Source organism: Nocardia vermiculata NBRC 100427, from assembly GCF_001613265.1.
Classification (GTDB): Bacteria; Actinomycetota; Actinomycetes; order Mycobacteriales; family Mycobacteriaceae; genus Nocardia; species Nocardia vermiculata.
The window spans coordinates 36049-62655 of the sequence record NZ_BDCA01000032.1; the positions used below are offsets into that span (position 1 = coordinate 36049).

The 26607-nt window shown below is 67.3% G+C and carries 29 protein-coding genes; 21 read left to right on the top strand and 8 right to left on the bottom strand.

Going from position 1 to position 26607, the window contains the following annotated elements; all coding sequences use genetic code 11:
• Positions 1-13 precede the first annotated feature (13 nt).
• Both NV2_RS32740 and NV2_RS25695 read left to right on the top strand, forming a co-directional pair.
• Complete coding sequence (locus tag NV2_RS32740; RefSeq protein ID WP_281198559.1) at positions 14-136, top strand: hypothetical protein; 123 nt, start codon at positions 14-16, stop codon at positions 134-136.
• Positions 137-455: 319 nt separating this feature from the next.
• Positions 456-1076 (top strand): hypothetical protein, encoded by a 621-nt coding sequence (locus NV2_RS25695; RefSeq protein ID WP_067879722.1) that lies wholly within the window; start codon positions 456-458, stop codon positions 1074-1076.
• Positions 1077-1110: 34 nt separating this feature from the next.
• On the opposite strand, the gene NV2_RS25700 is transcribed toward NV2_RS25695, so the two are convergent.
• Positions 1111-1689, bottom strand: a complete 579-nt coding sequence (locus tag NV2_RS25700) for a TetR/AcrR family transcriptional regulator (RefSeq protein ID WP_245662780.1) — start codon at positions 1687-1689, stop codon at positions 1111-1113.
• A 126-nt stretch (positions 1690-1815) separates the two neighbouring features.
• On the opposite strand from NV2_RS25700, the gene NV2_RS25705 reads away from it, so the two are divergent.
• The 12 genes from NV2_RS25705 to NV2_RS25760 are packed head-to-tail and all read left to right on the top strand — an operon-like array spanning position 1816 to position 13939.
• Entirely contained in the window at positions 1816-2367 is a 552-nt protein-coding gene (locus NV2_RS25705) for an FAS1-like dehydratase domain-containing protein (protein WP_067879725.1), read from the top strand.
• Positions 2367-2777 carry a Zn-ribbon domain-containing OB-fold protein gene (locus tag NV2_RS25710; protein WP_067879728.1) on the top strand — a complete coding sequence of 137 codons (411 nt, stop codon included), beginning with the start codon at positions 2367-2369 and terminating at the stop codon, positions 2775-2777. The genes NV2_RS25705 and NV2_RS25710 overlap by 1 nt, the downstream gene beginning before the upstream one ends.
• Positions 2774-3184, top strand: a complete 411-nt coding sequence (locus NV2_RS25715; RefSeq protein WP_067879731.1) for a hotdog family protein — start codon at positions 2774-2776, stop codon at positions 3182-3184. The genes NV2_RS25710 and NV2_RS25715 overlap by 4 nt, the downstream gene beginning before the upstream one ends.
• Entirely contained in the window at positions 3181-4365 is a 1185-nt protein-coding gene (locus tag NV2_RS25720; RefSeq protein WP_067879734.1) for a lipid-transfer protein, read from the top strand. Before NV2_RS25715 ends, NV2_RS25720 begins: the two co-directional genes overlap by 4 nt.
• Positions 4366-4398: 33 nt before the next feature.
• Positions 4399-5604: a DegT/DnrJ/EryC1/StrS family aminotransferase gene (locus NV2_RS25725; RefSeq protein ID WP_067879737.1), complete on the top strand. Its 1206-nt coding sequence runs from the start codon at positions 4399-4401 to the stop codon at positions 5602-5604.
• Positions 5601-6440: an SDR family NAD(P)-dependent oxidoreductase gene (locus NV2_RS25730; protein ID WP_067879740.1), complete on the top strand. Its 840-nt coding sequence runs from the start codon at positions 5601-5603 to the stop codon at positions 6438-6440. The genes NV2_RS25725 and NV2_RS25730 overlap by 4 nt, the downstream gene beginning before the upstream one ends.
• Entirely contained in the window at positions 6437-7576 is a 1140-nt protein-coding gene (locus NV2_RS25735; protein ID WP_067879742.1) for a steroid 3-ketoacyl-CoA thiolase, read from the top strand. Before NV2_RS25730 ends, NV2_RS25735 begins: the two co-directional genes overlap by 4 nt.
• Positions 7576-9783 carry an acyl-CoA dehydrogenase family protein gene (locus NV2_RS25740; protein WP_067879746.1) on the top strand — a complete coding sequence of 736 codons (2208 nt, stop codon included), beginning with the start codon at positions 7576-7578 and terminating at the stop codon, positions 9781-9783. The genes NV2_RS25735 and NV2_RS25740 overlap by 1 nt, the downstream gene beginning before the upstream one ends.
• A gap of 53 nt (positions 9784-9836) precedes the next feature.
• Entirely contained in the window at positions 9837-11045 is a 1209-nt protein-coding gene (locus tag NV2_RS25745; protein ID WP_067879749.1) for an acyl-CoA dehydrogenase family protein, read from the top strand.
• A gap of 2 nt (positions 11046-11047) precedes the next feature.
• On the top strand, positions 11048-12178 hold the full coding sequence (locus NV2_RS25750; RefSeq protein WP_067879752.1) for an acyl-CoA dehydrogenase family protein: 1131 nt from the start codon (positions 11048-11050) through the stop codon (positions 12176-12178).
• A 43-nt stretch (positions 12179-12221) separates the two neighbouring features.
• Positions 12222-13145 (top strand): SDR family NAD(P)-dependent oxidoreductase, encoded by a 924-nt coding sequence (locus tag NV2_RS25755; RefSeq protein ID WP_067879755.1) that lies wholly within the window; start codon positions 12222-12224, stop codon positions 13143-13145.
• 47 nt (positions 13146-13192) lie between these two features.
• Positions 13193-13939, top strand: coding sequence for an SDR family NAD(P)-dependent oxidoreductase (locus tag NV2_RS25760; protein ID WP_067879847.1), 747 nt, complete (start codon positions 13193-13195; stop codon positions 13937-13939).
• A 17-nt stretch (positions 13940-13956) separates the two neighbouring features.
• Here NV2_RS25760 and NV2_RS25765 read toward each other — a convergent pair whose 3' ends face one another.
• Together NV2_RS25765 and NV2_RS31570 are read right to left on the bottom strand one after the other, a co-directional pair.
• Positions 13957-14478: a DoxX family protein gene (locus NV2_RS25765; protein ID WP_067879758.1), complete on the bottom strand. Its 522-nt coding sequence runs from the start codon at positions 14476-14478 to the stop codon at positions 13957-13959.
• A 15-nt stretch (positions 14479-14493) separates the two neighbouring features.
• Positions 14494-14646: a hypothetical protein gene (locus NV2_RS31570; RefSeq protein WP_157103093.1), complete on the bottom strand. Its 153-nt coding sequence runs from the start codon at positions 14644-14646 to the stop codon at positions 14494-14496.
• 177 nt (positions 14647-14823) lie between these two features.
• Between NV2_RS31570 and fadD5 the strand changes: the two genes are divergently transcribed.
• Both fadD5 and NV2_RS25775 read left to right on the top strand, forming a co-directional pair.
• Positions 14824-16431 (top strand): fatty-acid--CoA ligase FadD5, encoded by a 1608-nt coding sequence (fadD5, locus tag NV2_RS25770; RefSeq protein ID WP_067879760.1) that lies wholly within the window; start codon positions 14824-14826, stop codon positions 16429-16431.
• Between the two features lie 77 nt (positions 16432-16508).
• Entirely contained in the window at positions 16509-17033 is a 525-nt protein-coding gene (locus tag NV2_RS25775) for a hypothetical protein (RefSeq protein ID WP_157103094.1), read from the top strand.
• Positions 17034-17109: 76 nt separating this feature from the next.
• Here NV2_RS25775 and NV2_RS25780 read toward each other — a convergent pair whose 3' ends face one another.
• Positions 17110-17970, bottom strand: coding sequence for a TIGR03620 family F420-dependent LLM class oxidoreductase (locus NV2_RS25780; protein WP_067879766.1), 861 nt, complete (start codon positions 17968-17970; stop codon positions 17110-17112).
• A gap of 68 nt (positions 17971-18038) precedes the next feature.
• Here NV2_RS25780 and NV2_RS25785 point away from each other — a divergent pair, with 68 nt between their 5' ends.
• Positions 18039-18719, top strand: coding sequence for a nucleoside/nucleotide kinase family protein (locus NV2_RS25785; RefSeq protein ID WP_067879768.1), 681 nt, complete (start codon positions 18039-18041; stop codon positions 18717-18719).
• Here the strand turns inward: NV2_RS25785 and NV2_RS25790 are convergent.
• The gene (locus tag NV2_RS25790; protein WP_067879771.1) at positions 18707-19648 is read right to left on the bottom strand and encodes an aldose 1-epimerase family protein; all 942 of its coding nucleotides are present in this window, start codon (positions 19646-19648) and stop codon (positions 18707-18709) included. The genes NV2_RS25785 and NV2_RS25790 overlap by 13 nt on opposite strands.
• A 165-nt stretch (positions 19649-19813) precedes the next feature.
• On the opposite strand from NV2_RS25790, the gene NV2_RS25795 reads away from it, so the two are divergent.
• A complete protein-coding gene (locus NV2_RS25795; RefSeq protein ID WP_067879851.1) occupies positions 19814-20575 on the top strand; it encodes an SDR family NAD(P)-dependent oxidoreductase in 762 nt (253 codons plus the stop codon).
• Between the two features lie 151 nt (positions 20576-20726).
• On the opposite strand, the gene NV2_RS31115 is transcribed toward NV2_RS25795, so the two are convergent.
• The 3 genes from NV2_RS31115 to NV2_RS25810 form a co-directional block, all read right to left on the bottom strand.
• Positions 20727-21245 (bottom strand): helix-turn-helix transcriptional regulator, encoded by a 519-nt coding sequence (locus NV2_RS31115; RefSeq protein WP_307613578.1) that lies wholly within the window; start codon positions 21243-21245, stop codon positions 20727-20729.
• The gene (locus NV2_RS32445; RefSeq protein WP_067879777.1) at positions 21139-22140 is read right to left on the bottom strand and encodes a hypothetical protein; all 1002 of its coding nucleotides are present in this window, start codon (positions 22138-22140) and stop codon (positions 21139-21141) included. Before NV2_RS32445 ends, NV2_RS31115 begins: the two co-directional genes overlap by 107 nt.
• A gap of 294 nt (positions 22141-22434) precedes the next feature.
• Positions 22435-23598 carry a hypothetical protein gene (locus tag NV2_RS25810; protein WP_067879780.1) on the bottom strand — a complete coding sequence of 388 codons (1164 nt, stop codon included), beginning with the start codon at positions 23596-23598 and terminating at the stop codon, positions 22435-22437.
• 131 nt (positions 23599-23729) lie between these two features.
• Here NV2_RS25810 and NV2_RS25815 point away from each other — a divergent pair, with 131 nt between their 5' ends.
• The 3 genes from NV2_RS25815 to NV2_RS25825 all read left to right on the top strand — a co-directional run bounded on the left by NV2_RS25815 (position 23730) and on the right by NV2_RS25825 (position 26602).
• The gene (locus tag NV2_RS25815; RefSeq protein ID WP_067879783.1) at positions 23730-25163 is read left to right on the top strand and encodes a hypothetical protein; all 1434 of its coding nucleotides are present in this window, start codon (positions 23730-23732) and stop codon (positions 25161-25163) included.
• A gap of 207 nt (positions 25164-25370) precedes the next feature.
• Entirely contained in the window at positions 25371-25892 is a 522-nt protein-coding gene (locus tag NV2_RS25820; protein ID WP_067879787.1) for a CAP family protein, read from the top strand.
• Positions 25893-25996: 104 nt separating this feature from the next.
• The gene (locus tag NV2_RS25825) at positions 25997-26602 is read left to right on the top strand and encodes a dihydrofolate reductase family protein (protein ID WP_067879790.1); all 606 of its coding nucleotides are present in this window, start codon (positions 25997-25999) and stop codon (positions 26600-26602) included.
• The last annotated feature ends 5 nt before the right edge of the window (positions 26603-26607 follow it).

Genomic DNA, 26607 nt, shown 5'->3' on the forward strand with positions numbered 1-26607 from the left:
AGCAGGAGCGACAGTGGCTGACAAATCCCGTGGAAAATCGCTGAAGAAACCGTCGGCGACCATGAAGGAACGCCGGGCGGCGAAGCGTGAGCAGCAGGAGAACTCCGTGGAGGTCGTGCGAAAGAGGAAGCGCTGAAGCAGGTCTCGTAAGCAGCGCAGTCGTGGTCCGCCCGCCCGCAGACCGGGCGGACAGCACGCCGGCAGCCTTGCCGGGCACCCCTCGTCGAACACTCGAAGGAAAAAGGAAGCATTCTTCCCGCTTTTCTCGCATTGTATTCGTTCGACCCTGTATGTGACGAAATTCTTTTTCGAGGAGTGGAACATGACTGCGTCGGCAATTGCAGAGAGCAGAAATTACGACGGAACGCGGTTCACGACCGCCGAAATCAAGTCTCGAATCGAGGCGATGTTCGATGCACGGGCACACCGCACACCGACCGACAGGTTCGGCAGCAGTGAACACGACGAACACGAACCCTAGGGGCGGGGCACCGGTACCTCCCGGGCGCTGCACCGCAGTTCCGTCGGCGGGCCGGGCGCACCGGCTCGAGGACGCGATACTCGCCGAGTTTCGCGAGTTCGGCATCGAGGCCACCACGGCGGGCGTCTCGGACGGCCCCTGCCGGTGGTGGCCGGGCGACCGGTCGCCCGCGCCCCCACAACCGATCACCGTCAGCGGTAGCGGCGACGAGGCCGTCGTGGTCGTTCTCGGCCGCACACCGCTCGAATTCCTCTTCGGTACCGCCGGCGAGGGACGAGCGGGGCTCCCACTGCTGCTGCGCACCGCGCGAGCGCGGTCCTTCGAAAATCGTGTGTGCGAGAAGGTGACCGAGGCAGCCATGGCCGTCGAGGCGCGCCGCCTGCTGATCGTGTGCGATGCCACGCGAACCGGTCCGGCCGAGCGACCGCGTGCCATCCGGTGGGTTCGCGAAATGGCGCACCGAATCGGATACGAGTCGTCGATCAACGGCCTGCAGGACCTTGCGACCTCATATCTCGTCCTGGTCGCCGCCACCGAATCCGCGGATGCGGCACGCTCGGTGCTCGACTGGTATCGGGGCGTCGAAGAGCGCTGAGCGCCACGCACCGGTAACCCGAGTCGCGCCGCGCCTACCGAAGAAAACCGTCGAAGAACAGCTTCGTCAGCAGTTCCGCGAAATCTTCGGTGCTGTGCTCGGCGCGACTCGGCCAGTGCATGCTCGCCCACAACGAGTCGCGCACAGTGCGATAGAAGAGCTCGGCCGGTATGTCGCTCCGGAAGGTTCCGTCGGCGACACCGGCCTCGAGCGCGTCCAGCCAGTAGTTGCGTATCTTCCGCGAGGCGGAGTCCACCGTTTCGAGCAGGCCGTGCTCACGGAGATACTGCCGATTCTGCTGGTATATCGCCGTCGGATGCGGGTGCACATCGATGACCTGCAGGGTTTGCCGGATCAAGCCGCCGACGGTGTCGCGGGGGGCGTTCGAGTTCGCGACGACCTCTCCGAATCGCCGGTCGATATCGGTCATGTAGCCGGACAGGATCTCCTGCACCAGAGCGTTTTTGCTGCGGAAGTAGTGGTACAGGCTGCCCGAGAAGACACCGGCACGGTCGCCGATCTCGCGGACCGAGGTCGCGCTGATTCCGCGTTCGGCGAACAGCTCGGCCGCCAACGCCATGATCTCCTCGCGCCGATTCTCCGTTCGCGCCACCGTGTCTCCTGTGTTGTTCGAAATTCGGCGGCGCAGTCCAACTCAGTGGGAATCGGGGATGCGCATCTGCCGGGACATCTCTACTGTACTTTACCAAGCGCTTGCTCAAGAACGGCGGTGGGAGTGATGCAAACCTTGGAACAACAATTCGAGCAGTTCGTCGGTCAGGAGGCCGAGCCACCGCGGGTGGCGCGATACCCGGTCAATGCGGCGATGATCCGCAACTGGGTCGAGGCACACGACGATCTCAACCCGATCTATGTCGATACCGACGCCGCCCGCACCACGGGTCGTGCCGACGTGGTCTGCCCACCGGCGATGATCTCCACCTGGGTGATGTCGGGTTACCGTCGCTGGCGCGAGGTACAGCGCCTCCGCGCCGAACGGGTCGTCGAGGACTGCGCGTACGCGCGGTTGCTCGCGCTGCTGGACGAGGCGGGATTCACCTCGGTGGTAGCCACCGACGTGGAGCAGGACTACCACCGTGAACTGGTACCCGGCGACCATGTCACCGCCCACTTCACCATCGAATCGATCTCGCCGGTCAAACGCACCGGGCTCGGTGAGGGTCGCTTCATCACGTTGCACAAGTCCTACGAGAACCAGCACGGAGATCTCCTCGCCGAGGAACGTTTCCGGCTGCTCCGTTTCCGGCCCCAGACCGACAAGGAGGCATGATGACCGGGGTACCTCACCTGATCGTCACCCAGGACAACGAGTTCTGGTTCACCGCCGCGAAGCAGGGGCGACTGGAGATCCAGCGGTGTGCCGACTGCCAGACGCTGCGCCACCCACCGAGTCCGGCCTGCCCCAGCTGCCGCTCCTTCGCCTGGGACACCGTCCAATCGAACCGGCGAGGCCGCTTGCACAGCTGGACGGTCATTCACCATCCCAAGGACCCGGCATTCGACTATCCGCTGGCGGTAGGGCTGCTCGATCTGGCCGAGGGAATCCGGATCGTCGCCGACATCGCCGGCGTCGACCATGAGCGGCTCGAGATCGGAATGGAACTCGAGGTCGGCTTCGCCGAACACGCCCACGGCGAGATGCTTCCGCAGCTGCGGCTTCCGAGCGGAGGTGCGGCATGAGCCTGCCCGAATGCACGGTGGGCACCGAGTTGCCGGCCCTGGACCTCCCGCTGGATCGGAGCACCATCGTTGCCGCCGCGATGGCCTCGCAGGACTTCGAGGATGTGCACCATGATCCCGGCGCCGCGAACGAGCGCGGTATGCCCGACATCTTCATGAGCATCAACTCGACGAACGGATTCATCGACCGATACGTCACCGACTGGGCCGGACCGGCTTCCCGGATCCGCAAGGTCGCGCTGCGCCTCGGGGTTCCGAACTTCCCCGGCGACACCATGCGCATGAGCGGCGTGGTTACCGAGATCGACGGCGCCCTGGTGACCATCGCGCTCGAAGGCCGCAACGACCGCGGCGTACACGTCACCGCCCGGGTGAGCGTCGAACCGTACCAGGAAGGAACACGATGACCGCCACCGGCTTCTCCGGGGCCGCCGCAATCGCCGGTATCGGAGCCACCGAGTTCTCGAAGAATTCCGGACGCAGCGAATGGCAACTGGCCTGCGAGAGTGTGCTGGCCGCACTTGCCGACGCGCAGATCGGGGTCGAAGAAGTGGACGGCTTCGCGCTGTTCACCATGGAGACCAATCCGGAAATCGCCGTCGCCCGCGCGCTCGGCATTCCGGAACTGAAGTTCTTCAGCCGCATTCCGCACGGTGGCGGTGGCGCGTGCGCGCCGGTACAGCAGGCGGCGCTGGCGGTGTCCAGTGGTGTCGCCGACGTCGTCGTGGTCTATCGCGCCTTCAACGAACGCTCCGGTCACCGATTCGGTTCGGGCCCACCGCCGTTCGCGTATACCGCGAACACCGATCAGGAATACCGGAACTGGATCAATCCCTACGGCTTGATGACCCCGGCACAGCAGGAAGCCTTCCTGGCCCGCCGCTACATGAACAAGTACGGGGCGACCAGCGCGGACTTCGGCGCGATTTCGGTGCTGTCGCGCCAACACGCGGCCCGTAACCCGAAGGCATGGTTCTACGACCGTCCCATCACGCTGGAAGATCACCAGAACTCCAGGATGATCGCCGACCCACTGCGACTGCTGGACTGCTGCCAGGAAAGCGACGGTGGCCAGGCACTCGTCATCGTCAGCGCCGAGCGGGCCCGCGATCTGCCGCACCCGCCCGCCGTCATCTCCGGTGCCGCTCAGGGCGTCGGTCCACAGCAGATCTCGATGAGCAGTTACTACCGCGACGATATCGACGAGATGCCCGAGGTCGAGCTGGTGGCCCGGCAGCTGTGGAATCAAGCCGGAATCGGCCCGGACGGCATCGATGCCGCGGTGCTCTACGACGCCTTCACCCCGATGGTGCTGCTGCAACTCGAGGAGTACGGATTCTGCGGCCGCGGCGAGGCCAAGGACTTCATCGCTGCCGGTGAGCTCGAACTCGACGGACGCCTGCCGATCAACACCCACGGCGGTCAGCTGGGCGAGGGATACATTCACGGCGTCAACGGCATTGCCGAAGGCGTCCGGCTGATCCGCGGCACATCGGTCAACCAGCCGGCCAAGGACATCGGCAATGTGCTGGTCACCGGTGGTTCACCGGTGCCGCACAGCGCGATCGTCCTGTCCACGGACCACTGATCAGATCGACTCCTCACAAAAGGTAATTCCGATATGACCGATCGCATCACCTACGCCCGGGCGACCCACGGCGAGCAAGAGATTCAGGCCGTCGTCGACGTGCTCCGCAGCGGACATCAGGGCCTCCGAATCGGCAAGAACGTGTTCGAACTGGAACGCCGGGTACCCGAACTGTCCGGCAAGAAGTTCGGCGTCATGTGCAACTCGGGTTCGTCGGGCTTGTATCTCGCCGTCGAACTGCTCGACCTGCCCGCGGGCAGCGAGGTGATCACCTCGCCGTTGACCTTTTCCACCGATGTGGCACCGCTGGTGCGGGCCGGACTCGTCCCCGTCTTCGTCGATGTGGCACCCAGTACCTTCAACATCGACCCGGACCGGATCGAGGCGATGGTCACTGACCGGACCAGTGCGATCCTGGTCCCGAACCTCGCCGGCAACTGCCCGGACTGGGACGCTATCCGCGAAGTCGCCGACCGGCACGGCTTGAAGGTCATCGAGGACACCTGCGACACCCTGGGTGCGCGACTGCGCGGAACCCCCACCGGCAGCCGCGCCGATCTGAGCGTCACCAGCTTCTCCATGGCGCACATCATCACCTGCGCGGGGACCGGCGGGATGGTGATGATGGACGACGAGCAGACCCGTGACCGTGCGCTGCTGCTGCGCCGCTGGGGACGGCGTTCGGAACCGAACCTGTTCGGCAACGGTGCGGGCCGGGTCTTCCGTGAATCTCTCGACGGCGTCGACTACGACAACGACTTCATCTTCGACGCGGTGCCGTGGAACTTCGAACCCTCCGAACTCGGTGCGGCCTACGGGGTGGTCCAACTCGGCAAACTGAACGAGAACTACCGCCGTCGCCGGGAGATCTTCGCCGCGTACACCGCTGCCTACGCTGCCCACCCGCAGTTCTTCGTCCCGCCGGTCGAAACGCCGGAACTCGACACCGCGTGGCTGTGTTATCCGGTGATGGTCGCCGCCGACGCCCCGTTCTCCCGCAGCGACCTGCAGGAGTTCATCGAGTCGCAGGGCATCGATACCCGAACGGTGTGGAGCGGCAACATCACTCGGCATCCGATGATGGCCGGCACCGAGTTCCGGATCCCCGGCGACGGGCTGCCCGAAGCCGACGCGGTCCTCGAGCGGGGCATGACCTTGGGTATGAGCCACGGCCTCACCGATCCCGAGATCGGCCGAATTACCCAGGCGATCAACGATTTCGCCGCGAAATGGTCATGACCGCTCGTTTCTCCGGCATGCGGGCCGTGGTCACCGGTGCCAGTCGCGGTATCGGTGCCGGGATCGCCCAGCGGCTCGCGGCCGAGGGGGCCGATCTGTTGCTGGTCGCGCGGACCCTCGACCGCCACCCGACGCTGCCGGGCAGTCTCACCGACACCGCGGCCCGGCTCGCCGGCTACGGCGGTCGGGTGGAGGTACTGGCCGCGGACCTGTCCGATCCGGACGACCGCGCCCGGATCGTCCCCGCCGCCGTGGAACGGCTCGGGGGGCCGGTCGACATTCTGGTGAACAACGCGGCCGCGGCGATCTACCAACCGCTGGCGGATTACCCGCTGCGGCGCAGTCGACTGACCTTCGAGATGAATGTGCACGCCCCGCTGGAGCTGATGCAGGCGGTGCTCCCCGGCATGCGGGAGTCCGGCCGCGGCTGGATCGTCAACATTTCCAGCGCCAGCGCCCGGCTGTTCGACGGGCCACCGTTCCGGTTGGTCGAGCCGGGGACGAGCTTGGCGGTCTACGCCGCCTCGAAGGCAGCCCTCAACCGGGTCGCCAACGGGATGGCGGCGGAGTTGTATGGCACCGGGATTCGGGTCAACACGGTGCGACCGCGGGCGGCGGTGCTCAGCGAAGGCGCCGCGGTGCTGGCCGGGACGACTCTTCGCACGGATCAGATCGAACACCTGGAGGAAATGGTGGAGGCGGTCACCGCGCTGTGTGCGGCCCCACCGGATCTGACCGGGAAGCTGTGCAGCAGCCTCGATCTGATCGACGAACTGGGACTGCAGGTGCACGGCCTCGACGGCCGCACCTGGAACCGACCGGAGGTATCGAAATGAAACCGGTGATCGTGGATGCGGCTCGCACCCCGTTCGGTAAGCGCGAGGGGTGGATCTCCGGGCTACATGCGGCCGAACTGCTGGGACTGGCACAGCGCGGCGTGCTCGATCGGCTCGACCTGGATCCCGAACTCGTGGCGCAGGTGATCGGCGGATGCGTGACCCCGGTCGGCGAGCAGTACGGCAACATCACCCGTACCGCCTGGATGCATGCCGGCCTGCCGGCGCACACCGGCGCGACAACCATCGACGCCCAGTGCAGCACCGCACTGCAGGCGGTGCACCTGGTCGCGGGCCAGATCGCCTTGGGCACCTTGGATATCGGCGTCGCGTGCGGAGTCGAGTTGATGTCACGGGTGCCGCTGACCGCGAAGTCCGGTTTCGGTCTCGGGACGCCGCGCCCGGCCGACTGGAAGCTGGACACGCCCGATCAGTACACCGCTGCCGACCGGATCGCGCGCCGGCGCGGTTTCACCCGGGCGGACCTCGACGCGTTCGGCTTGCGCTCCCAGCAGCGCGCTCACGCGGCGTGGGACGAACAGCGATTCGAGCGGCAGCTGATCCCGGTGACGGTGCCCGGCACCGACGGCGACAGCACAGTCGTCGACCGCGACCAGGGGCTGCGGGACACCAGCATGGAAGCACTCGCCCGACTGCGCACCGTCAAGGGCGACGGACTGCACACCGCCGGCACCTCCTCGCAGATCTCCGACGGCGCCAGTGCGGCGGTGCTGATGTCCGAGGCGCGAGCCCGGGACCTGGGCCTGGCGCCGCGGGCCCGGCTGCTCGCCCAAACCGTCATCGGTGGCGACATCGAATACATGCTGGACGGCCCGGTCGCCGCCGCACAGCAGTTGTTCGACCGCACCGGCATGAACGTCGCCGATATCGACCTGTTCGAGGTGAACGAGGCATTCGCCGCGGTTCCCCTGTCCTTCGCGCAGGTCCATCGGATCGACTCGGACAAACTCAATGTCAACGGCGGCGCGATCGCGCTCGGCCATCCGGCCGGAGCCACCGGCATCCGGCTGCTGGCGACCGCCGTCGACGAGCTCGAACGCCGCAACGGCCGGATCGCGATGATCGCGATCTGTGCCTCCGCCGCCACCTCGTGCATGATTCTGGAGCGCCTCTGATGCCTATCGCCCTCGACGACGACCACCGTGCCCTCGCGGACACGGTCACCGCACTCGCCGCCCGACATGCCCCACTGGAGCAGACCCGCAAGGTTTTCGACGATCTCGCCGCCGGCGAAAAACCTGCCGTGTGGGACGAACTGGTCCGCGCGGGACTGCATACGATCCATCTGCCCGAGGAGTACGGCGGCGCGGACGCAAGCCTGACCGATCTGGCCGTCGTGGCCGAACAGCTCGGCCGGGCGCTGGTACCCGGACCGTGGCTGCCCACGGTGACGACCGGTGCGGTTCTCGCCACACTCGAGCCCACCGGTCCGGTGCCGGCGTTGTTGCGTGCGCTCGGTGCGGGGGCCGGAGGTGCGCTCGTCACCACGCCCGGGCTCACCGCGACCGCCACCGACGCCGGGTGGACCGTCACCGGTACCTGCGGACCGGTACTCGGCCTGCCGGGAGCCGACACCGTGATCGTGCGCGCGGACCTCGACGGGGCACCGCTGTGGTTCCGCCTGCCCGCGCGCACGGGTGAGATCATCGTCGACGAGGGCACCGACCTCACCCGATCCGTCGGCCGCCTGCGCCTGCACGATGACCTCGTCACCCACGAGGACGCGGTACCGGCACCGGACCCCGACCGCGTCGACCTGATCGTGAACACCCTGCTCGCCGCCGAGGCCTCCGGTGTCGCCGGGTGGGCGCTGGCCACGGCGGTGGACTACGTGCGCGACCGCGTGCAGTTCGGCCGCCCCGTCGGCACCTTCCAAGCCGTGCAGCACAAGGCCGCAATGATGCTCGTGCATACCGAAACCGCTTGTGCGGCAGCCTGGGACGCCGCGCGCGCCGCCGGGCACTCGACCGAGCAGATTCGCCTCGCCGCGGCGCACGCAGCGCTCACCGCGCTGCCCGCCGGGATCGACGTCACCCACGACTGTGTGATGCTGCTCGGCGGTATCGGCTTCACCTGGGAGCACGACGCGCACCTGTATTGGCGGCGCGCGGTGAGTATCGCCTCGATCGGGGGCCCCGACGCCGGGTGGGCGCGCCGGCTCGGCGCGGCCGCACTGACCGATGTCCGCGACTACTCGTTCGTCGAGCAGGACGCACTGCCGCAGCTACGAGCCCGGGTGGCACCGGTGCTGGAGCAGGTGGCTGCGCTGCCGGAGACCGGCACATCCGACGAGGACGACGACCGTCCGGTTCAAGAAGGTGGCCCGCGACGCGAGCTCCTGGCCGAAGCGGGTCTGGTCGCACCGCATTACCCGGCGCCCTACGGTCTGGGGGCCGGGCCCGTCGAACAGGCCGTGATCGCGGACGAATTCGCGCGGCACCGAGTGAAGCAGCCGACCACGGTGATCGGGGAGTGGGTACTGCCGACCCTGCTGGTGCACGGCACCGCCGCGCAGCAGCAGCGATTCATCGGCCCGACGCTGCGGGGCGAGTTCGTCTGGTGCCAGTTGTTCAGCGAGCCGGGTGCGGGATCGGATCTGGCGAGCCTGACCACCCGCGCCCGGAAGGTCGACGGCGGCTGGTCGTTGAGCGGCCAGAAGGTGTGGAACTCGAAAGCACACGAGGCCGATTTCGGTGTCTGCCTGGCCCGCACCGACCGCGATGCACCCAAACACAAAGGGATCTCGTACTTCCTGGTCGATATGCGCAGCGCGGGTGTGCAGGTGCGGCCGCTGCGTCAGGCCACCGGGCGCGCAGAGTTCAACGAGGTGTTCCTCGACAACGTCTTCGTGCCCGACGACTGCCTCGTCGGCGGGCCGGGCGACGGCTGGCGGCTGGCGGTCACCACGCTGTCCAACGAACGACTGAATATGGGCGCCATGCTCACCCACGGTTCCGCCCGCCGAGTTCGGGAGCTGATCGACTCCGGGCAGTACGTGGCCGAGCGCGACGACGCGATCCGAGTCCTCGGTCGCGATACCGGACGCGAAATGACGCTGTCGGCGATGAATCTGCGCAATGTGCTCGGCCGGATGTCCGACGCCGATGTCGGCGCGGAGATCAGCGTGCAGAAGCTCTACAACGCGCTGGTGCAACGCGACGGGGCACGCGCGCTGCTGTCACTACTGGGGCCCGCGGCGGCGATTGCCGACGGTGGCGGCGCCCTCGACTACATCGGTGTGCCCGCAGTGCTTTTCGGGGGCGGCACCGTCGAGATCCAGCTCAATGTGATCGCGCAGCGCGTGCTCGGACTGCCGCGCTGACGTTGCCTGCGGCCACGCGTCGAGCCTGCACCACAGTAATCAGAGGAGACCACATGCAACCCGAGCTGTCCGAGAAGTCACGGCGGCTACGCACCGAACTCCGGGAATACTTCGCCCGGATCATCAACGACGAGGATCGCCGGGCCCTGGTGGACCAGACCGAGGGCGGCCCGGTCTTCGACCGGATCCTGCGGCAGATGGGCAGTGACGGCTGGTTGGGCCTGGGCTGGCCCGAAGAATACGGCGGCCGGGGTGAAGATCCCGAAGCGCTGTATGTGTTCTACGACGAGGTGATTCGCGCCGGCGCCCCGCTGTCGCTGGTCACCCTGAACACGGTGGCCCCCGCGCTGATGAAGCACGGCACCGACGAGCAGCGGGAATTCTTCCTGCCGAAGATTCTCACCGGGGAGCTCATCTTCGCGATCGGCTACACCGAGCCCAGTGCCGGCACGGACCTGGCGTCCTTGCAGACCCGGGCCCGGATCGAGGGCGACGAACTCGTCATCAACGGCAACAAGATCTTCACCAGCGCCGGGGTTTTCGCCGACTGGATCTGGCTGGCAGTACGGACCGACCCGGACGCACCGCGCCATCGGGGCATCTCCATCGTGCTCGTTCCGACCTCGGCACCGGGGTTCTCGGCCACCGAAATCCACACCGTCGGCGGAATCAGCACCTCGGCAACCTATTACGAGGACGTTCGGGTGCCGATCAGCAATATCGTCGGCACCTTGAACGACGGGTGGAGCCTGATCACCAATCAGCTCAACCACGAGCGCGTCGCACTCGCCGCCCGCGGCGGGATCGCCAACGAGCTCTACGACGCCGTGGCGGCCTGGGCGAAGACCGAGCCGGTCGGACCGTCCAGCTTGTACGACGTGCCGTGGGTGCGCAGCACTCTGGCCGAGGTATACGCGCTGCTCAGCGCCGCAGATCTGATGAACCTGCGGTTGGTCTCCGATATCGCGGCCAACACCCTCGGCGGCGGCGATTCGGCGGCGGCGAAGATCTTCGGCACCGAAGCGGTGGTGACCGCGTACGGGAGGCTGCAGGAGGTGCTGGGGGCCAAGGGCCTGCTGCGTCCGGGCAGTGCCGGCGCCGCGATCGAGGGCCGGGTCGAGACGCTGGCCCGCCGAGCACAGAACAACACCTTCGGTGGTGGCACCAACGAGGTGATGCGCGAGATCGTGGCGAGCAAATGCCTGGGTATGACGCTCGCCGCCCGCCGCCGCACCGAGACCCCGGCGAAAGCTAGGAGCTGACAATGGAATTCGCACGCAACGAAGATGTCGCGGCGGTCGCCGAGCTGGCCGGACAGGTTTTCGGCTCGCTCGCGAAACTGGACCGCGTCGTCGAGGTCGAGACGCGGGAAGGCGGGTTCGACCGTCCCCTGTGGGAAGCAGCGGCCGAGGCCGGGCTGCTCGGCATAGCGCTGCCCGAGGAGGTCGGGGGAGCAGGTCAGGGCATGCTCGGACTGGTCGCGATGCTCGAGGAGCAAGGCAAGCGGGTGGCTCCGGTCCCGTTGTGGCCGATACTCACCGGTGCCGCGCTGCCGATCGCGCAGTTCGGCAGCGCCGAGCAGCATGCGCGGTGGCTACCCGGTTTGATCGACGGCACCCTGGTGCTGACCGGTGCGTTCGAATCGGCTCCCGGACAGGATATTCCGGTTTCCGGAATCCGCGAGAAGAACGGGCTCGTGCTGAACGGTGAGATAGCGGCGGTAACGGCGGCTGCGGTCGCCGATGGCATCGTGGTGCCGGTGCGCTGCGCGGACGATTCGGTCGCGGTGGCGGTGGTCCCCACCGACGCGACCGGTGTCACGGTGGTTCCGGTGGACCCGACCAACCGCGAAAGCGCCGCGGCGGTCCGGTTCGCCGATGTCGAGGTGCCGGCGGCCGACGAGTTGAGCGGCGACGGCGCCCGAATCGTCGGCTGGGTCCGGCGACGCGCCCGGATCGCCCTGGCGGCAGTGCAATTGGGTGTGTGCGAGGAAGCGCTGCGGATGACCGCCGGGTACACCTCGGAGCGGGTGCAGTTCGGTCGTGCACTGTCGACCAACCAGGCCGTGGCGGTGCGCGCGGCCGACGCCTATCTCGACACCGAGGCGATCCGGCTCACCACCGAGCGCGCGGCATGGCTGCTCGACAGCGGTCGCGAGGACGAGGGCGAGTCGGCGAGCCTGGTGGCCAAATGGTGGGCTTCGCGCGGCGGGCTGCGCGTCGTGCACGCCACGCAACACCTGCACGGTGGTATCGGCGCCGATGTCGACTACCCGATTCATCGCTACTTCCTCTGGGGGCGGCAGGCCGCCTTCACCCTCGGCAGTGCCGATGCCGTCGCCGCCGAACTCGGCAACGGCCTCGACTCCGCACCGGCCATCGGTGCCGCACTGTGAGGCCGCGGCAGGACCAGGACGGTATCGGGATTCGGGAGCGAGCATGAGCACGATCGATATGACGGGCCGCACCGCGGTGGTGACCGGCGCGGGCGCCGGCCTGGGCCGCGCCGAGGCACTGGCACTGGCCGCGCACGGTGCGAATGTGGTGGTCAACGACATCGGCGAGGCCGCGGATGCGGTAGCCGGCGAGATCGAGGCTGCCGGCGGTCAGGCGATCGCGGTGCACGGTGACGTCGGCCGCTGGGCGATCGGACAGGAATTGGTCGACGCCGCGGTGGGCCGGTTCGGTGCACTCGACATCGTGGTCAACAATGCCGGGATCACCCGCGACACCATGGTGTTCAATATGACCGAGCAGGCCTGGGACGATGTGATCCGGGTCCATCTCAAAGGACATGCGGCGATCACGCAGGCCGCGGCCGCCTACTGGCGCTCCGCGTCGAAGGCACAGGGCGGCCCGGTGTACGGGCGAATCGTCAACACCACCTCCGAGGCATTCCTGCTCGCCGGCCCGGGACAGGCGAATTACGCTGCCGCGAAGTCCGGCATCGTCGCGCTGACCACAGCCACCAGCCGGGCACTGTCCCGGTACGGGATCACCGCGAATGCGATCGCCCCGCGCGCCCGCACCGACATGACGGCCGAAGTGTTCGAAGCCGACACCAGCGGTCGCACGTTGGACGCCCTGGCACCGGAGCGAGTGGCCACCTTCGTGGCCTACTTGGCCTCACCGGCGGCCGCGGCAGTGAACGGCCAGGTGTTCGTGGTCTACGGCGATATGGTCGCACTCATGGCACCACCGACCGTCGAGCACAAGTTCGTCGCCGCCGACGGCGCCTTCACCGCCGAGGAGCTCGATGCTCGAGTGGCGCACTACTTCTCGAACCGTCCGGCGGGCCGCACCTTCTCCGCTGACGGTGTTGCGCAACTGGACACCACCGGGATCCGGACCAAGTCACGGTGAACGCGGCAGGTGCCGCGACCACTGAGCCTCGGGGAAAAGAGAAGTCGATGTTCGATCTGACCGGCCGAATCGCCCTTGTCACCGGTGCTGGGAAGGGTATGGGCACCGGAGTGGCTCATACGCTGGCCCAACAGGGGGCCGCGGTGGCAGTCAACGACCTGGATGCCGTTGCGGCCCAGCGGGTTGCCGCGGAAATAGTCGAGTCGGGTGGGCGGGCCGTGGCGGTCCCCTTCGACGTCACCGAACTCGAGGCCGTACAGCTCGGCGTCGACCAGGCGACCGAACAGCTCGGCGGGCACATCGATGTGCTCGTCAACAATGCCGGAATCGCGCTCGGAATGGCGGTCGGGCCGTTTCGCACCCTGGACCCGGCGGTCTGGCGCGCTCCTGTCGAGCTGAACATCTTCGGATCGATGAATTGCATCAAGGCGGTGGTGGACCCGATGTGTGATGCAGGCTGGGGCCGCATAATCCAGATCTCATCGGGTGCGGCACGAAGGGGCCTGGGTATCGGGGTTTCACTGTATGGCGCGAGCAAGAGCGGCATCGAAGGATTCATCCGTCATCTCGCCGTTGAACTGGCTCCCCAGGGCGTCACCGCGAACAGCCTGGCGCTCGGCCTCATGGATACCCCGGGTTCGCGGACAGAGACGAAACTGGCCCGCGGGATCCCGCTCGGACGGCTCGGTAGACCCGAGGATGTGGGCGCCGCTGTCGCCTACCTGGCCTCGACGGAAGCCGAGTGGATCACCGGGCAAACCTACAACCTCAATGGCGGCTCCTTGATGAACTGAGGTACCGGCGACCGGGATCACTGCACTGCGGCGGCGCGCGGTACCCGGTCCCGGCTGGGCGGGACCTCGCGATGAACACGGGCAGCCCAGAGCGCCACGACAATGTAGAGCAGTTGTTCGGGGATGCGGAACCACAGCGGTGTGGCGGGTGCGCCGTTGAACGCGATATCGGCAATGGCGGCGTAGATGTTGGCGGGAAGGAGCACGACGAACAGTGCGACGAGCCCGACACCGGCCACACGCCGCGTTCCGGTCAGGACGAGACCGAGCGCGCCGAGTAGTTCGAGCACCCCGGTCAGGTAGACCTGAAAACCCGGGAACGGCACGAAGGGTGGCACCATCGGGACGAAGTCACCGTGGGTGGGGGCTGGGCCGCCCACCAGCGCGTCGGGCAGAAAATGCGTGGTGCCGGTGAGAACGAGCATGGCCGCGAGCGCATATGCCGCGCAGGTCGGCCAGGTGCCGAGATGTTTCACACCCAGCGCACCGGCCAGTCGGAGCCCGAACAGGACGGCTAGAAGAAAGATCAGGGTTTCCATGTCATGCCTCCGGGGTCACTTGGTGGCGCGTACGAGATAGTCCTGCGGGACACCGGGTGTACCGAGGCGAGTCACCACGGCTTGCCAATCACGGTCGGTGAGAAGTGTTCCGGGCTCTTCGTTCCCGTAACGCCAAGCCACATCGCGTTCGGCGAGGCGGTCGAGCATCGGGCATATCGATAGTGTCGCTATCGACTACGATTATGCGGAGCCAAACTTTCCGCTGTCAAGATACGGGTGTTCGGCGAAGCGCACCGTCGAAGTGGGTCCGCTCGCTACTGTGATCGGGAACACGTAGACCGTCTCGGCTCGGAGCCGTGTGCCGCGCGGAGGACAGGAGTGAGCATGACTGCCACCACGGAAACGACCGGCGAAGCCACCACCGAACCGTTGCGTTCGCGACGCAACCACTGGAACAACCAGGTGCATCGGCACGCCCTCATGACACCGGACCGCACGGCCGTCACCTACCTGGACAAGTCGACCAGCTGGCGCGCGCTCGACGACCGGTCCCGAGCGTTCGCCGCCGCCCTGCACCGCCGCGGCGTACGGTTCGGCGACCGGATTCTGATGGCGCTGCTCAATCGCACCGAATACCTCGAAGCGGTGCTGGGTGCCAACCTGATCGGCGCGATCCCGGTTCCGGTCAACATCCGGATGAGCCCGGCCGAGGCCTCCTACCTCGTCACCGACAGCGGTGCGGCAGTCGTCGTCACCGAGAACGCGCTGATCCCGCTGCTGGATGCGGTGAGCGCGGCGACCGGCACGATCGAGACGATGATCGTGGTGGACAGCGACGGTGCCGCGGCGCATCTCGATTACGAGGCACTCCTCGCCGAGGCACCCGCCGAGCTCCCCGAGATCGACGTCCCCGAGGACACCGTCGCCCTCATCATGTACACCTCGGGTACCACCGGAAAACCCAAGGGCGCCATGCTCACCCACACCAATCTGCACGCCCAGGCGGTGACCACCATCAACGCCGCCGACGGGGCTTCCGACGAGGATGTCGCCTCCGTCGTACCGCCGATCTTTCACATCGCCGGACTGGCGGCATTCGCGCCCGTCCTGTACCGGGGGATCCGTGCGGTGATTCATCCGCTGGGCGCTTTCGACGCCGACGCCATGCTCGACATCATGGAACGCGAACGCACCACCTCGGTGTTCATGGTGCCCGCGCAGTGGCAGGCGATATGTGCTGCGCAACGGGCGAAACCACGCAATCTCGCACTCCGCAACATCAGCTGGGGCGCCGCGCCGGCCTCGGACACGGTCCTCACGGCGATGAACGAGACCTTCCCGCAGGCACTGAACACGACCGCCTTCGGCCAGACCGAGATGTCTCCGGTCACCTGCATCCTCGCGGGCAAGGACGCACTGCGCAAGATCGGTTCCATCGGCAAGGTCGTACCGGCGGTGACCGCCCGGATCGTGGACCCCACGATGAACGATGTGAAACCCGGTGAGGTCGGCGAAATCGTCTACCGCGGACCGAATCTGATGAAGGGGTACTGGCGCAACCCGGAGGGCACCGCGGAAGCGTTCCGCGGTGGCTGGTTCCACTCCGGCGATCTGGTCCGCCAGGACGAGGACGGATTCCTCTACGTCGTCGACCGCGCCAAGGACATGATCATCTCCGGCGGCGAGAACATCTACTGCGCCGAGGTCGAGAACGTCCTGTACGCGCACCCCGCGATCTCCGAGGCCGCTGTGATCGGCCGCGCCCACGAGCGGTGGGGAGAGGTGCCGGTGGCCGTCGTCGCACTCGCCGACGGTGCCACCACACTCACCCTCGCCGACCTCGAACCCCACCTGAACGAGAACCTCGCCCGTTTCAAACATCCGAAGGATCTGGTGATCGTCGAAGCACTGCCGCGCAATGCGAGCGGCAAGGTCGTCAAACCGGACCTACGCAAGACATACGGCAGTAAGGACGAGGGATTCGCGGACTGACGTCCACCGACCCGGTCCGGTAATGTCCCATCCGATCGTGGCCGGGGTGCCAGCAGCAGCGGAGAAGGGGATGTCGGGTGGGGCGCAGTCGCGACATGATCGGCGTCACGAATCTGGTGTGGACGTTGGCCGCCGGGCTGGCAGCCGTCCTGTTCGTGGCAGCCGTGGTGAATCTCGGTTGGCGGCTGGCAGTGTGGTCGGGCAACGACGCGATCATCGCGCTGGCACTTCCGGTCAGTGCAGTACTCGCGATGATGCTGTGGGGCCCGGTACTGGGCATGTGCTGGCGGTGGCGGCGCACCCACCTGCAACGGTCCGGAACGAAAGCGGAAGGGCGAGTGGCCGACTCCGACTATCGGCGAATCAACCGAACCAACGGCCTGGATCAGCATCGTGTCCGGATCCGGGTCGAGTTCACCCACCCCGAGACCGGTGCGGGCCACCGGTTACGGAAGCAATACACGTTCTCGGACATTCGCCGCAGGCGTGCCCGGGCGTTCCACGAGCGGTTCCCCGTGGGGGCCTCGATGCCGCTGCTGGTGCGCGGGCAGCAGGCGGTGTTCGACCTGCCGCAGCGTCCGTGCTGGTCCGACATCTGGTGACGCGGTAGCCCGATCCGGCGGCACCACTCGAGCTTCGCCGATTGTCGACGCCGCGGCGCCGCCGATATCAGGGCTGTCAGATCAGTGCCGCTGCCAGGGCTCGGAAGGCATCGGCGGGGAACGCGGTGGCGTCCCCGCCGTTGAGTACCTGGATCGCCACTTCGTCCGCACCGGCCTGGTAATGCTTCTCGATCCCGGCAGCAACCTGCTCGACCGTGCCCCAGGGAATGAGAGCGTCGACGAGGCGGTCGCTGCCGCCGTCGGCCAAGTCGTCGTCGGTCCAGCCGAATCGGCGAAGGTTGTTGGTGTAGTTGGGCATTGCCAGATACATGGTGGTGTACTGACGGGCTGTCGCACGCGCGGCGGTGGCGTCCTGCTCGAGGACCACTGCGACCTCCGGCGCCAGCAGCGGTCCGGTGCCCAGTGTCTGCCGGGCCTCGGCGGTGTGCTCGGCGGGAACGAAGTACGGGTGTGCCCCGGCCGAGCGGTCGCGAGACAGCCCCATCATGCGGGGACCGAGTGCCGCCAGGATCCGTTGCTCCGGAGGGATCCCGGCAGCATCGAGCGCGTCGAGGTAGTCCACCATCTTCGAATACGGTTTGCGGTACGCGGTGCCGTTGCCTTCCACCACCACGGCGTGGCTGGCTCCGAGCCCCAGGAGGAAGCGCCCGGGATGCACCCGCTGTGCCTCCGCGGTGAACGCCGCCGCATCCGCCGGGGCCGTATGCCAGATGCTGAGGATTCCGGGGGCTACGCCGATCCGCTCGGTTCCGTCGAGGATCTCACGGAAGCGCGGGGGAATCTGTTCCTCGAACCCTCCCGAGAACCAGATGCGCGAATATCCGAGTCGTTCGAGCTCCACCGCGGCATCGACGGCGGCGGAACTGTCGCTCGCGAGGAAGAAGGGCTGCCAGACGCTGACGTGTCGTTGTGCCATGACCGAACTTTACGACGAACCGGCGCCCCACTCCGCGCCCCGGACACGAATTTCCCACAATGAATGTCATGACGACTCCCGACGACGAGTGCTCGGTGGACGAGCTGGCGACGTGGCTGGCGCACCGGCTGCCCGGTGATCGCCGGTATCTGCTCGGTATCGCCGGCCCACCCGCCGCGGGCAAGTCCACCTTGTCGGAGCGGCTGGCACTGGCGCTGACGCAGAGGGAGGGTGTCGCCGCGCAGATCGCACCGATGGACGGCTTCCATATGACCTCGCAACGCCTGTCCGACGTGGGCGCGCTGGACCGCAAGGGCGAACCCGATACCTTCGATGTCGACGGTTTCGTCACCGCTCTCGCCGCATTGCGTTCGGTGCGGGCAGGGGTTGTCGTCCGGTGGCCGGCCTTCGATCGCGTGCTGGACGACCCTGTGCCCGAAGCGATCACCTTCGCGCACCAACGCGTGGCCGTCGTCGAAGGCAACTACCTGTTGCTCCGGCAATCCGGCTGGTCGGAGGTTCGGGACCTACTGGACGAGGTGTGGTATCTCGACGCGGACGACACAGTCCTCGAGCGACGCCTGCTCGACCGCCACCTGGCCGGCGGCAGAACCCCCGAGCGAGCGAAAGCCAAAGTGGCCGACAGCGATATGGTCAACGCCCGGCTCGTCGCATCGACCCGAGAGCACGCCGATGTCGTACTGCGGGAATCCCAAGGCGCCTACGTCCTCCTCGGTCACCGCACCTGACCGACTCGACGCCCCTCGTCGGCGGGTGTGTACCGGATTCCCCAGCTACCCGACCAGGAGGCGCCCGGCTCCAGCCAGTGCAGGCCCGCACCGGAATTGAGGGCGTCGGGTGGTGCAGTCATCGGCTCGAGCGCGAGGGCGACAGGGCGGCCGGGGAAGGTCCGGGGCGTGAAGACCTGCAGGTAACCCCAGTCGTCGTCCTGGAGAAGCTCGACGACGCCGTCCGGGGCCCGGAGTACGGCGACGGCACCCCGCTGGTGGTGTACCGCCCCGAACGTCGTATCCAGGTCGAGGTCCTTGACCCGGCGGCCGTCCCGCAGGTCGTAGCCGGTCCCGGAGACCGAATTCTCCGAGATCGGGTTCATCCGATCGTCCACCTCGAAATATGTTGCGGCATGCACCGTGAGCGTGAGGTCCTCGACGGGGTGATCCCCGATGCGCACGTAGGGATGCGCGCCGACCGCGAACGGTGCCCGGCGGTCGCCGTGATTGACGGCCCCGTGCGTCACCTGCAGCCCGTCCGGGCGCAACGTATAACGCACCCAGGTGTCCAGCAGGAACGGCCAGCCGTGTTGCGGCGGCACGAGTGCGCCGAGAGTCACCTGGTCCTTGCGCTGCTCCCGCACCGTGTAGTCGGTGTTGCGCAGCAGGCCGTGAATGGCATTGCGCCGGGCGACCTCGGTCAGGTCGAGCTGCTGCGGGTCCCCTTCCGGAGACCACAGTCCGTCGCGGACGCGATTGGGCCACGGCGCCAACACGATTCCGGCCGCCATGGGCGGTGGCGTATTCGCCGGCAGCGGTTCGGTCACTGCCACACCGTGGACGGTCAGAGCACGCAGTACCGCGGCGACCGTGCCGATCTCGGCGCGCACACCGGCGGCTTCGATGACGATCGGGCGGCCGGTCGGACCGAGATCGGATTCCGTCACGGCGTCAGCCTAGTGTTGCGGGGGCCGGATCTGCGTGCTGTCGGTCGATACTTCACCGCCTACGCGTGTTCCGGTAAGTGGGACCGATACACCTGCTCCCGTCGGCGGGTGATCGGGTGGTGAGACTCGGCCTGACGGTCGGACTGCGCGAGAACAGGAGTGAAGATGGGAAAGCTCGACGGGAAGGTCGCACTGATCACCGGGGCGGGGCAGGGGATCGGCCGGGGGACCGCTCTGGCGCTGGCCAAGGAGGGCGCTGCTGTCGCGGTGGTGGGCCGCACCGAGTCCAAACTGAACGACACCTGTGCGATGCTCACCGAGCTGGGCGCTCGTAGTGCGGCGATCACCTGCAATGTCGGCAATACCGACGAGCTCCCCGGCGCGGTCGAGCGGACCGTGGAAGCGTTGGGTGGGGTCGACATCCTCGTCAACAACGCCAACGACTGTAAGCCGGGTCCGGTCCTGTCGATCACCGAGGACGCCTACCGGCAGTCGTTCGCGACGGGGCCGCTGGCCACCTTGCGCCTGATGCAGCTGTGCCACCCGCATATGAAAGCCCGCGGCGGCGGCGTGATCATCAACATGGTGACCTCGGCCGCGGTGCGCTGGGACGCGAGCAACTACGGCGCCTACGCCTCGATCAAGGAAGCGATGCGCGCCCTGACTCGCTCGGCCGCCTGCGAATGGGGCCGTGACGGCATCCGCGCCCTGGCCGTCGCCCCGCACGCCATGACACCGGCCCTGCAATGGTGGGCAGAACGCAACCCGGAAGAGGCCGAGGAATTCGTCGCCTCCATTCCCCTGGGCCGAGTGGGCGACCCGGAGGCCGATATCGCCCGCGCCATCGTCTTCCTCGTCGGAGACGACGCGGGGTATCTGACCGGCGCGACGATCCCGCTCGACGGCGGACAGTCTCGCTGGGGCTGAGGATCAAGCACCCGCCGACCTGGGCGCACCTGTCTGCGCAGGTCGGCGGTATCCACCACCACCGGCCCCGAACGGGGCCAACCACACCTCCACCGCGCGCAGGCGCTCGAACCGCGCGGCGCCGTCGCCCGGCGATGAGATCTTCTCGGCGTCACCCGGTCGATCCGAGCGGTAGCGTCGGGACGCGGTCGGTCGCGCGCACCGCGCTGCGGAACTGTCCCGGCGCCTGCGAACGGATACGGCGAAACGCTCGGCTGAACGCATATACCGAGGTGTAGCCGACGGAGCGGGCGATCGTGTCGAGAGTGTCGTCGGTGTCGCGCAACCGGATTGCGGCGAGGTCCATGCGCCATCTCGTCAGGTAGTCGGCGGGTGGGGCGCCGGTGACGGTGCGGAACCGTCGGGTCAGTGTGCTGCGAGAGATCGTCAGTTCCGCGGCGAGTGAGTCGATGGTCCAGCCCGGGGCCGGCCACTGACGCCAAGCGAATCGGCTTCGCTGCCGGCCGATGCTTCCAGCCGGCAGCGAAAAGCGCCACAGTGACCGCGCCCTCTGACCGCAGTCCTTACAGGGAGTTCGCCGCCTGGCGTGCGCGCCGGCCACCGAGCAGGCCGAGCGCGACACCGAGCACGATCCAGGCGACCAGGACAGCGATCGCTCGAGTAGCACCACTTCCGTCGAAGAAGGCGGTCGAGCGCAACAGTCGCCCGCCCGCGCCCGGGGGAAGGAGCTGGCCGATCGAACCGGTCCAGCCCGGCAGCATCTCAGGCGCGGTCGCAGCGCCGGAGAGAGGGTTACCGACGAGCATCATGGTGACAGCGCCGATCCCGATTCCGATGATGCCGAACAGAGATTCGAGCCCGAGGACGGTCAGGGAGGTGGCCGCGATCGTCAGACCGATAGCACCGGCGTTGGCCAGGTAGGACCCACTCAACGAGCCGAACCAGAACTGCAGTATCGCTGCGACGGCCAGCCCGCCGCTGACCGCGAAGGCCAGTGCTCCAGCAATTCGACGGTCGATGCCGTGGACGAGCCTGGTCAGCAGCACCGCGGCCAGCAGACCGCACATGACGAGTGGCAAAGCACCCGCGGCCAGGCCCGCGCCGCGCGGATCCTCGGCGGGCAGCGCGGCGAGGTCGCGTACAGCGACTGGAGCACCGGCGCTGTCTGTTCGACCGAGGCTGGTGGCGATGCTCTGCATCGTCTGGGCGACCGCGGTACTGCCGGCGGAGGCGAGAATGACTTGCGGGGTGCCGGCGCTGAGGTCGATCGCTCCGTACACCTCTCGATCACGGATGAGTCTTTCCGCCTCGGCGGTGTCGGCGACTTCGCTGATCTCGAAGCCACCCGGCAGCCGCTGCTCGAGCGCGGTGCGGAGCTGCGCGACCGCGGGAGCATTCCCGGCGACAGCGATCGGCACCTCGTGCACCGACGACCGCACCGACGGCCAGGCGAAGGCGATGAACAGTACGGCGGTGATCGCCGTGAGCAAGGGGACCACTGTGGCCACCGTTTGCCACCGTGAAGGAAGCGTTTCGGTGCTGAGCGGTGTTGGCAGCGTGGTCATTTACACTCCTTGAGCAGCCAGACCGTGACCGGATTTGTCTCGAAGTGGGTCCGGTCCCGGGGCGAAATCGGTGAAGCTTGTCTGGTTTGGTGCCCCTTGAACAAGGCAGCCGTCGAATTCCTGACAGCACCGGCGAGTGATGTGGAACACTGCCTCCGAGTTACCGTTCAGGTGCTCCTGCAGGCTGCGGACGGCAGCCCACCTCAATACCAACGGCACCGGGGCCGTCTACGCACGCGAGAAGATCCGGAGGCGATCGACCCGGCGTAACCGCGGCCGAGTACCGCTGCCTGTCTACTCGCCCGAACGGCCGGGCTCCAGGGCGAGCCGAACCTGATTTTCGATTGCGGCGACCACAGGCAACGGGAGGTGCACGCGTCCCCGGGCGTCGAGATCGGTCACTATCCGATGCACCTTCCGCAGGTAGGACGTCTTCTCCTCGGCGTGGTCGGTGGCCTGGGCGTGGTTGTAGAGCTTTGCCGCGGTGGCGAGGTCGTTGCGGTCGTCTTCGGGGAGATACTCGGTGCCGGTGGCTTTTCCGTCGCGTTCGCAGCGGATCCAGGTGCGGCGCAGGGTATCTACGACAGCACGGTAGCGGCCGGCGTAGGCGGGATCATCGGGGTAGGTGTCGGTGGCGAGCGCCTGGGCTTCGGCCAGAGCGGTGTGAAAGTCCATGACCGGCTCGCGGGTGACGTCCGTGACGCCGGGGTAGCGGAGATAGCGGGTGGGGTCGAGTTCGTAGGCCCCGTATTCGGACAGGATGCTGCGGTGCACGCTGCGGGCGGCCTCCCACAATCGGAGATCGGCGGCGGGGGAGATACTCGGTTCGATGCCGGATGCTTCGGCTACTCGCGGCTCACCTGCCGAATCGGCGACAGGTGCTGGTCCATCGGGTATTTCGTCGGCTGCGCTCGGTTGTTCGACGCTCTGCTCGTCGCCGGCGGGAATCGCACCGCGCAGTCGCCGCACGATTTCCGCGGCCACGGGGTCGGCTTCACGCACGGCGACGCGGTAGACGGCGGCGTCCGCGAACGTCAACCGCACGTGGTGGATTCCTCCGATACGCAGATCCCGCGCGGCCGGGTCGATCCGCGTTTCCGCGGACGTCTCGGTCGACAGGTGGACACCGGTGAGGTCGGCGAGGGGGCGCACCACATCGGGTGTGCTCTCGGTGCCGATGAGGATCTGGCCGTCGACGAGCCCTAGCCGCACCGCGGTGCGGCGGCCTGCGATCGGACCGGCGAGGAACAACGCGAGCGACGCCGTGACTGCACCACCGGCAATGGCGACGGCGACGGTCGGCGCAACATCGGCTGCGTCGAGCACGGGAAGCAGTGGGACCGATCCGACCAGCAGTGCGCCACTGCAGAGCAGGCGGAGCCGCCGCGGCGTATCGGAATACTCGGCGCGGGCGATCAGGGCGGTGGCGCGTTCGGGCTCCGCGCGGACACTGCTCATGGTTGCGGAACCCTCTGCTGCATATCGGAACGCTACCGCGTCGCGTGGGGACTGCGTATGGTTGGCCCATGTTCGAGGCTTCCCGATATGCCCGGTTCGTGATGCATTCCGTCGATGGGTGAGGGGCACCGATGAATCCCATGGTTCGTGCGGTGGCCGGTGGCGTGTGCGTGGGTGCCGGAATCGCGGTCGGTGCCTACTCGGGTGGTTGGTTTCTGCTCGCCACGGTGGTGCTCGGCCTACTCGGTATCGCTACGGTGGCAGGCCCGTTCGTGCGCGCCGTCACGACAGCTTCCTCCGGGAAACCGGTACCGGTTCAGGTGGAACTCGTGGACCGGTCCGCATCGAACTCACTCGCGTCCTCGACACTCGTGGCAGGTGAAGCCCGCCCGGACGGTGATGTGCCGTTCCGTTTCCAGACCCGCGCGCACCTGTCGGATGCTCAGGTCGCCGATATCGTCCACGACGGCAACGGCACCCTTCCCTCGGATGCGCTGGGGGAGCCCGGCAACGCGCCGGTGACCGAGCATCGGGCCGTCCGTGCGCAGGTGCCGGCGGCGGTAGCGGCCGTTGCCGCGATGTGGGCGACGATTCTGCTGCCGCCGAGTGGATTCTGGGATGTCACCCCCATCTCGTCGGCCGGACTCGCCGTCGTGCACCCCGTGCCCGGTCCCGACGAGCGTCCGCTGTGGCAGTGGTACGACGACGCGCTGGCCCACCTGCGCGACGAATCACCCGAATCGCTGGATTCGATACTGCAGATCGCGATCTACGACACCTACGTCGATGTGAAGGTCTATCTCGGCGGCGACCGGATGCGAGTGTACGAGGGACGGACCCGGGGTTGGGAAGTGACCGAGGCGGCCACGAACTATCGCGATCGCGACACCTTCAGTGCCGCCGACGTACAGGGATTCGTAGCGCGTGAGTTTCTCTCCGAGGCGGCCGGGATGCTGCCCGAGGCCGAACGCGCCCCCGAGCGCCTGGAACTCGCCCGCTCCACCGACGATATCTACGGCGCGATCCGACCGCCCCTGGCCGAGGCCTGGTTCGGCGACGATTCCACCCTGCGCCTGCACGCGCTGGGCGACGGCACCGTCGCACCGTGGTGGTCGGCCGAAGATCTGCCCGCGGGCCTGCGACACGTCGGCGACGCATTGACCGCCCGCGGGATCGCTGCCGGAGAGGCACAGATCAAAGAGATCACGTTGAACACCAGTGGAGACGGTAGTTTCGGACTCGATTACTACCGGGGCGATACCTATTTCAGTACGACGGCCAAGGCCGGAGATTTCGCCGACGCCGACGACAAAGGCAGCAACTCGGACTTCCCACGCTTCCGGTTCACCGATCTCGATCCCGCGGTCCTGACCCGCGTACGAGACGACGCCATGCGCCGCTACAGCGTCGACCCCGTGGACCGGGGGACCGCGGAGATCACGATCAAGGCATGGGGCAGTGATGGCGGCGCCCGGCAAGACGAGGTGGTCATCGCGGTCGACTATCACAGTGCCCACGGTGACACCGCGTTCTACACCCTCGGCGGTGACCACCTCGCCGGGTGAGGCTTTGTCACCTCCTCACCGCGGTTGGGAATACGACCTCGATGGGCAACGCAACAATGGGGGCAACCGGTTGCGCCATCCCGGTTCGACCGGCACCCCGACGGGTCTCCGTGCGGGACGGTCGAGTTCGAGCTCCACTGTTCCAGCACTCATTCGTGTAGACACTCGGGAGATCTGTTGCGCCCCACTCAATCGCTTGCAGGAATCTTGCTCGCCGTCGCTATTGCGCTGTCCGGTGCGGTCGGCACCACCGCGAACGCGGAACCGAATCATCTGTGCACAGATGCGGCGTATCGCACGGAAATGCTGAACCTGCACAACGACTATCGAGCCACTCATCATGCACCGAAGCTGCAGCTCGACGAGGAGTTGAACCGGCTGGCCGAGGACTGGGCACAACGCCTGGCTCGCACCCGCACCTTCGAACATCGTCCGGACAACAAGTTCGGCGAGAACCTGTACATGATGAGCGGCAACGGTGGCACCTTCGCCGGCGCGGAATCCGCCTTCCGGGCCTGGGCCGACGAGGAAGAAGCGGTGTACGACTACGACAAACCCGGATTCAGCATGGAGACAGGCCATTTCACCCAGGTCGTCTGGAAGGGAACCGAGCGGATGGGGGTGGCGCGCGTCTGTGAGCCGGAGTCGGGGGAGACCTATGTGGTCGCCAATTACGACCCGCCCGGAAACTGGGAGGGCCGCTTCCCCGAGAACGTCCTCCGACCGTGACGAGGCGGGGGCGGCAGGCCATCGGGTCGAGGCGGGCGCGCGCCCGATGAGTTTTGCACGCTCGTCCGGTCGAAGCTCATGACACCCTAGGAAAGGACGCCACCATGTCGGAGCTTCTCGTCGACTTCATCACCTCGCTCGACGGCTACGCGTCGGGAGCGGGATGGCCCGGTTTCTGGGGCCTCGAGGGCCCGGAGTATCTCGCGTGGCTCGGCGAACAGCCCGAGGTCACCTATCTGATGGGGGCGAATACCTACCGACTGATGTCGGGATTCGCCGCAGGCGAGGTCCCGGGTGGTCAAGACGAGTTCAGGCCGGAAGAAGAGTCGTCGGTCGACGAGCTCACGCAGGCGTCCAAGGTGGTGTTCTCCTCCTCGCTCGAGGAGCCACTGACGTGGGCCAACTCCAGGCTGGTCCGCGACGATGCCGTGGCGGCGGTCCGCGCCTTGAAGTCGAACGGCTCCGGGCTCCTCAGCACGATCGGCAGCCTCAGCCTGTCCCGGTCCCTGCTACGAGCCGGGCTCGTCGACCGCTTCCGGGTCGTGATGTTCCCGGTGATCACCGGCGCGACGGGCGCCGAACGCATCTACGACGGCTACCCGGACGTCGCCCTCGAGATGACCGAGCACCGCACCTTCGACGGCGGTATCCAGCTGGTCGAATACAAGCCCCGGGTGCTCGAGCATCCGCCGCTCAGCACCCCTGCGTGACATAT